The organism is Pandoraea cepalis, assembly GCF_902459665.1.
Lineage (GTDB): Bacteria > Pseudomonadota > Gammaproteobacteria > Burkholderiales > Burkholderiaceae > Pandoraea > Pandoraea cepalis.
On the sequence record NZ_CABPSL010000027.1, the window covers coordinates 49042 to 55888 of the forward strand.

Genomic DNA, 6847 nt, shown 5'->3' on the forward strand with positions numbered 1-6847 from the left:
CGGATGTGCGATCTCATACACCCGCGTATCGCGAAGGCGATACCTCCAAATGCACAAAGCGACGCAGAGGCCGGCGCATGACTCGCATCATCGTAGCGGACGATCACACGCTGGTAAGGGCCGGGTTGCAGCGCATCCTGGCCGGCAGCGAGAACCTCGAGATCGTAGGCGAGGCCGCGAATGGCGCGCAGGCGATGGCGCTGCTTGAGCAGACGCCCTGTGATGTGCTTCTGCTGGATCTCTCGATGCCCGGACGCAGCGGCATCGACCTGATCGTGCAGATCAAGGCATCATTTCCGCGCCTGGCGATTCTGGTGCTCACCATGCACGGCGAAGAACAGTACGCCGTGCGTGCCCTCAAAGCGGGAGCCGCCGGTTATATGACGAAGGAAAGCGCACCGTCAGAGTTAGTGCTGGCCGTCAGGAAAGTCGTTGCCGGCGGCGTTTATCTGAGCCTGGCGATGGCCGAGCGGATCGCACAGGACCTGGCAAGCGCCGCTGGTGACACGCCGGGCTACCGGCGCCTGTCCGACCGGGAATTCGACGTGTTCCTGATGCTGGCCCGGGGTCTGAGCGTGAGCGATATCGGCAATACCTTGTGCGTGAGCGCCAAGACCGTGAGCACCTACAAGGCTCGCGTGCTGCAGAAGCTTGACCTCAGGAGCCAGACCGATCTGGTCCATTACGCGATCAAGCACAATTTGTTACGGGACAGCCTCTGACCGCGCGGTTTTACAGCGCGGTCTGTCAGCCATGGCCTACAGAGCGCCATCACGGCTGACAAAAGATCGCGTCGCGCGCTTATTTTCTTTCCGGTGTCCGTCTCCGATACTGAAGGCGTCGATTGCACAGGCCAGTCCACCGGAGTCCGCCATGTATGCTTCCTTCCGCCCGCTCGATCCCGCCCCCGAGGCCTACCCACAGAGTATTCGCGTGCATCGGGCATTCAACGATATCGATGACGGTGTGCCCCGGTGCAGCACCTGCCTCCTGCGTCAGCTTTGCCTGCCGGAAGGCCTTTCCGATGCATCTGCCCGCGGTCTGGACGGCGTGACCCGGGTGCGTCGTACCGTTCGCCGCGCCGAAGTGCTGTTTCGACCGGGCGACCCTCTCGAGCATCTATACGCCGTGCGTGCGGGCTCGTTCAAAACGGTCATCATGCATCCGGATGGCCGGGAACAAGTCACGGGGTACATGATGGGCGGGGAGCTGCTTGGGCTGGGCGCCATCGCCTTTGGCCGGCAGGTGTCGGAAGCGGTGGCGCTGGAGGATAGCCAGGTCTGCGCGATCAAGTTCGCGGATCTGGAAGCCGTTGCAGGACAAGTGCCCATGATCATGCGGCAGATGCATCGGTTGATCGCGGCAGGCATTGTGCGAGAGCAGAACCAGTTGCTGCGCCTGGGCACCGCACGCGGCGAAGCCAGGCTGGCCAGCTTCCTGCTCGACGTCTCGGCGCGGCTCGCCGCTCGCGGGTACTCCCCCAGTTCGTTCCTGCTGCGCATGACGCGCGAGGAGATCGGCAGCTACCTCGGTCTGCAGTTGGAAACGGTAAGTCGAATGCTCTCGCGCATGCAGGCGCAGAATACGCTGCGCGTCAGGCAACGCGAAATCACGCTGCTCGATACCAAGCGCCTGGGTGAGATGGCGGCCCTGTCGCATTAGCCGCGTCTCTTTTCCCCGTTTCCTTGGCACGCACGTATGCGAGCAATGCAGATGTCGAAGCGGGACGGCACGCTCACGCTCGTGGATATCCCGATTCCTGTCCCGGGGCCCACGCAGGTCTTGGTGCGTGTGAGCGTGTGCGGCGTGTGTCGCACCGACCTCCATGTGGTGGATGGCGACCTGCCGGACGTGCCCGACACGATCATCCCCGGGCACGAGATTGTCGGAACGGTGGCCGCACTGGGCGCCGAGGTTCGCGGACTGGCGATCGGGAATCGGGTCGGCGTCCCTTGGCTAGGCGAGACATGCGGACACTGCCGGTTTTGCCAGAGTCATCGGGAAAATCTATGCGAGGCCGCACGTTTCACTGGGTATACGCTTAACGGTGGTTATGCGGAATACACGGCGGCCGAAGCCCGCTTCACCTTCAAGTTGCCAGAGCGCTACGACGACGCCACCGCCGCGCCGCTGCTGTGTGCCGGGCTGATCGGCTACCGCTCGCTCGGCATGGCAGGCGATGCACGACGGATCGGCCTGTACGGCTTCGGTGCCGCCGCCCATCTGATTGCCCAGATCGCCCAAGCCCAATCACGGGAAGTCTATGCCTTCGCACGCCCCGGCGACGAAGCGGCGATGGCCTTTGCGTTGGCCAACGGAGCTTGCTGGGCAGGCGCGAGCGACGCGCCGGCACCCAAGCGTCTGGATGCCGCGATCCTCTTTGCCCCGGTCGGCGATCTTGTCCCGCAAGCCCTTGCAGCCGTGGATCGGGGCGGCACCGTCGTGTGCGCAGGCATCCACATGAGTGATATCCCGGCGTTCCCCTACCGCCTGATCTGGGGCGAGCGGCAGGTCAGATCGGTCGCCAATCTGACGAGAGACGACGGGCTGACGTTTCTGGCGCTCGCCGAACGTATTCCGTTGCACGTCACGACGAAAATCTACCCGCTCGAACAGGCGAATGTCGCCTTGAGCGATCTGCGTCGAGGCGCCTTTTCAGGTGCCGCGGTACTCCAGATTCGCGCGCCATAGCCGGATTCAGTCGTCGCGCGAGTGGACCGGTGCCGACGTCTCCAGGGGAATCACGGTGGTGACAACCGTTCCGCCCTCGGATGGGCTGCGGACTTCCAGCGTGCCGCCCAGCAAGCGTGCCCGCTCACGCATGCTGATGAAGCCGAGTGAATCCGATTTCGGGCGCGTTGGCGGCAGACCGCGACCGTTGTCGGAAATTCGAAGCCGGCATTCGCGATCGCATGATAATTCGATGGTGACCGACGTCGCCCTGGCGTGTTTTGCGACGTTGTTGAGAGACTCCTGAACAATCCGGAATAGCGCCGTTGCGACCGGGGCGGGAATCGGGGGCAGACTGTGTGCCTCCGTAAAATCGACGTCCACGCCATACCGGCGTGCAAAATCCCGGGTGTACCACTCGATCGCGGGACCAAGCCCCAAATCATCGAGCATCGGAGGGCGCAGGTCAGCGGCCATTTGGCGCACTGCGGCGACCATACCGTCGATGGATTGCTCGATTCTTTTGACATCGCCGCTGACGGTGGCCTGATCGCCCAAGGCGCGCTTGAGCAGCGCCGTGTCCATTTTCAAGGCGGTGAGCCGTTGGCCCAGGTCATCATGCAACTCCCGGGCGACCCGTAGCTTTTCATCCTCCCGAACCGCTTCGAGGCGTGCATTGAGCTTTTCGAGTTCAGTGCGAGACGTTTGCAGGGCATTCGCAATTTGCCGTTGTTCGGTCACGTCACGCAACACCACTGTATAGAACTTGCCGGCCGCGTCGGCGCTTTGCGAAATCGACGCTTCCATCGGAAACTCCTCGCCGTCCGAGCGCAGTCCCCAGAGCGGCCTGCCTCGCCCCATCAGGCGCTCCGACACGCCGGTCATGCCAAAACGCTCGATATGCTGATGATGTGCATCCCGAAACCGCTCCGGGATGAACCGCGCGAGCGGCTCGCCGATCGCTTCCATGGCGCTGCATCGGAACACGCTTTCCGCCGTCGGATTGAAGATCTGAATCCGTTGCTGATCATCGACGGTGATGATGGCCTCGCGCACGGATTGGATCACGCTGAAAAGGCGGCTTTCGCGGCGTCGCTTGTCCCCCGCGTCGCGTTCGCTGTGCCGTTGCGCGTGACGTCGCGCCAGCAGGGTGAGGGCCCAGGCGAACGTCGTTACTGCGGTCATGAGGAGCCCCAGCCCAAGGGCCCAGTTGGCCACGCCGGCCCCGCGCAGCGAGGCGAATTCATTGGACGCGGTGAAGGTGAGAAACAGCGCAGGTTTTTCCCCGTACGGCAGACTCGCTTGCGTTTGGTAGCCGACGCGGGGGCGGGGCTCGCCGGGCGCCCGAGGGTAGAGGCTGTCGAAGATGGGGATGGGTTGGTTCGCGCCGTCCCGGGTACTTACCGTCAGCGCAATGTCATGGAGAAGCGGCCCGATGGCAACGTGTACGAGCGCGTCGATATCCGCAACGGCGTACGCGCATAACGACGGGCGGCTGGTGTCGGACAGGAAAATCCAATACGCGCGCCCCGTCGTCGGCGATGTCCTCGTGACGAGGTTTCCTGTTGTATTTGTACCACTTGGCAGTGCCATCGAACCGCTCGGACCGAATACGGTGTCGTCGCCGATGGTATAGGCGACGACACGCTCGATGGTGTCGCCCGTGCGCTGACATCGGGCGAAGCTCACCAGACCGGGCAATCGCTCCGCCACCCGCATGTTTTGCGCATACGCTCCCCAGGCGTTTTCGTCGGGCCGAGGCGCCATCGCCAGCCGGTCGAGTGCGCTATGCAAGGTGTCGCGATAAGCCGAGAGGGCGATCGCGAGCTTGTCCGTCGCGGCCGTCGTGCGCAAGTCGAATCGCGCGTCGACGTTAGCCTGCATGGTGGTGCGTACGGCGACCCAGTTCCATGCCGCAAGCGCGAGGCAGATCGAACACAGCAGGGCGAGGGTGATGCCATCTGACTGCTGCGAAAGCGATTGTATTGCCCCACGAAACGTCAATTTGGCCATGTACGTTGCCCCCTGTCGGTTCTCATGCCGAGGATTCCGTCTTTGTAGCACTGCTGGCGCAATTTTCCCATCCTCGTCAATCCGTAAGGCATCGCGCGTGACAAGCGCAAAACCCCGGACCGCGGACGTAAAAGCGTCGTCGTCGTCAAGTCAGGCCTTGATCCGCGTCAACGGAGGGGGCCCGGCGTCGAACTAGAGTACAAGGTGATCGCCCCCATTGGAGAGTCACCATGACCTACCGGACGCTGCTTGTTCACGTTGATAACAGTCAGCAATCCCGCGCACGCGTCGAGCTTGCCGTGGACTTTGCCTGTCGGCTACCGGCCCACCTGACGGGCATCTACCTGCCGTTCCACATGCCGCTATTTTCCGACGTCACCGATATTGGGGGCATGGGGGTACCGCCGCCGTCGTCGCCGGAGAGCGACGCCAAGCGACTCGAGCAAGCGGAGCAGATGTTCATGGAGATATGTCGCCGTCAGGCCGTCAGTCCCGAATGGCTGGCGCCCCGATTCGACACGATTCGCGAGATGCAAACCCACGCGCGCTATGCGGATCTGGTGATCGTCGGCCAAGAAGACCAACGCGACCCCGAAACGATACCGGCCATGGGATTCGTCGAGTCGGTCGTGCTCGCCGCTGGTCGGCCTGTCCTGATCTTGCCGTATGCGGGCAAGGTACCGCGTGCGTTCAATAACATCCTGGTCGCGTGGGACGGCGGGCGCGAAGCGGCGCGCGCCGCGGCCGACGCCATGCCCTTCTTGCAGGCGGCGAAGACCGTCCATGTGATGCACGTCAGTCGAGGAAGCAAAACGGATGTCCTTGGGCCGATCCCGGGGCTCGATATCGCGATGTTCTTCGCCCGTCATGGCGTCAATGTGCGCGTCACGCCCGAGCGCGGCGCCAACGACATTGCCGTGGGAGAGGATTTGCTCTCCCGTGTGGCCGACATGAGCATTGACCTCATCGTGATGGGGGGCTACGGCCATTCGCGAATGCAGGAATGGGTGCTCGGCGGGGTGACTCGCACGCTACTTGAAACCATGACGGTGCCGGTGCTGATGTCGCACTGATGCCACGTGATACGGAGTTCGGATATGAAAGCGCTGGTATTCCACGGTCCACAGCAAATCACGCTGGAGGACAGACCCATGCCGGAGGTGATCGCGCCAACCGACGCCATCGTCCGCGTTTCCAAGACGACGATATGCGGTACCGATCTGCATATTCTCAAGGGCGACGTGCCGACGGTGGAGCCTGGGAGAATCCTGGGACATGAGGGGGTAGGCGAGGTCGTTCAGACAGGCACCGCCGTGACCGCGTTCAAGCCCGGCGACCGCGTGCTGATTTCGTGCATTTCATCGTGTGGGAAGTGCGAGGCTTGCCGACGTGGCATGTATTCGCATTGCGCGGCCGGTGGCTGGATTCTCGGCAATCGGATCGACGGCACACAAGCCGAATATGTCCGCACGCCGCATGCCGACACCAGTCTTTACCATGCGCCTGTGGGCATCGATGACGATGCGCTGGTCATGCTCAGCGATATTCTGCCGACCGGATTCGAGTGCGGCGTGCTCAACGGCAAAGTCAAACCGGGCGACAGTGTGGCGATTGTCGGCGCAGGTCCGATCGGCCTTGCGGCGCTGTTGACCGCGCAGTTCTTCACGCCCGCGCAACTGATCGTTGTCGATCCGGATGCCTCGCGGCTGGAAGTGGCAACGCGACTCGGCGCCACGACGGTGCTGTCTCCCGGGCAAGCCGCCGAGGAGACCATCCGGAACCTGACCGGCGGGCGCGGCGTCGATACAGCTATCGAAGCCGTCGGCGTGCCGGCGACGTTCGAGCTATGCCAGGCGATCGTCGCCGCCGGAGGCGTCATCGCGAATGTCGGGGTGCACGGCAGCAAGGTCGATTTACATCTCGAGTCGCTGTGGGACAGGAACATCAGCATCACGACCCGGTTGGTCGACACGGCGGCAACACCGATGTTGCTCAAGACCGTGCAATCGGGACGCCTTTCTCCCAGCGTGCTGATCACCCACCACTTCTCGCTTGCCGAAATTCTCGACGCGTACCGGACATTTGGCGACGCCGCGAACACGCATGCGCTAAAGGTCATCATCTCGCCGTGAGGCGCGCGGCGCGCGGCGCGCGGCGCGCGGCG

At 63.2% G+C, this 6847-nt stretch carries 6 protein-coding genes and 1 pseudogene; 6 read left to right on the top strand and 1 reads right to left on the bottom strand.

What is annotated here, in order from left to right; translation table 11 throughout:
• The first annotated feature begins 77 nt into the window (after positions 1–77).
• The 4 genes and pseudogenes from PCE31106_RS22530 to PCE31106_RS22540 all read left to right on the top strand — a co-directional run bounded on the left by PCE31106_RS22530 (position 78) and on the right by PCE31106_RS22540 (position 2691).
• A complete protein-coding gene (locus tag PCE31106_RS22530; RefSeq protein WP_150549886.1) occupies positions 78–722 on the top strand; it encodes a response regulator in 645 nt (214 codons plus the stop codon).
• Positions 723–873: 151 nt separating this feature from the next.
• Positions 874–1254: pseudogene (locus PCE31106_RS24660) on the top strand (cyclic nucleotide-binding domain-containing protein); the annotation flags it as partial.
• Positions 1255–1287: 33 nt separating this feature from the next.
• The gene (locus tag PCE31106_RS24665) at positions 1288–1662 is read left to right on the top strand and encodes a helix-turn-helix domain-containing protein (protein WP_437343845.1); all 375 of its coding nucleotides are present in this window, start codon (positions 1288–1290) and stop codon (positions 1660–1662) included.
• 36 nt (positions 1663–1698) lie between these two features.
• Positions 1699–2691 (top strand): zinc-dependent alcohol dehydrogenase family protein, encoded by a 993-nt coding sequence (locus tag PCE31106_RS22540; protein WP_150564744.1) that lies wholly within the window; start codon positions 1699–1701, stop codon positions 2689–2691.
• A gap of 6 nt (positions 2692–2697) precedes the next feature.
• Here the strand turns inward: PCE31106_RS22540 and PCE31106_RS22545 are convergent, their stop codons facing one another.
• Positions 2698–4683, bottom strand: a complete 1986-nt coding sequence (locus PCE31106_RS22545; RefSeq protein ID WP_150564745.1) for a PAS domain-containing sensor histidine kinase — start codon at positions 4681–4683, stop codon at positions 2698–2700.
• A gap of 230 nt (positions 4684–4913) precedes the next feature.
• On the opposite strand from PCE31106_RS22545, the gene PCE31106_RS22550 reads away from it, so the two are divergent.
• Positions 4914–5756: a universal stress protein gene (locus PCE31106_RS22550; RefSeq protein ID WP_150549882.1), complete on the top strand. Its 843-nt coding sequence runs from the start codon at positions 4914–4916 to the stop codon at positions 5754–5756.
• A 24-nt stretch (positions 5757–5780) separates the two neighbouring features.
• Positions 5781–6815, top strand: a complete 1035-nt coding sequence (locus PCE31106_RS22555) for a zinc-dependent alcohol dehydrogenase family protein (protein ID WP_150564746.1) — start codon at positions 5781–5783, stop codon at positions 6813–6815.
• Positions 6816–6847 lie beyond the last annotated feature (32 nt).

Bases quoted from the DNA above. Each gene is read 5' to 3' on its own strand.
- PCE31106_RS22545 (WP_150564745.1), bottom strand. From the start codon at position 4,683: ATGGCCAAATTGACGTTTCGTGGGGCAATACAATCGCTTTCGCAGCAG.
- PCE31106_RS22530 (WP_150549886.1), top strand. From the start codon at position 78: ATGACTCGCATCATCGTAGCGGACGATCACACGCTGGTAAGGGCCGGG.
- PCE31106_RS22540 (WP_150564744.1), top strand. From the start codon at position 1,699: ATGCGAGCAATGCAGATGTCGAAGCGGGACGGCACGCTCACGCTCGTG.
- PCE31106_RS22555 (WP_150564746.1), top strand. From the start codon at position 5,781: ATGAAAGCGCTGGTATTCCACGGTCCACAGCAAATCACGCTGGAGGAC.
- PCE31106_RS22550 (WP_150549882.1), top strand. From the start codon at position 4,914: ATGACCTACCGGACGCTGCTTGTTCACGTTGATAACAGTCAGCAATCC.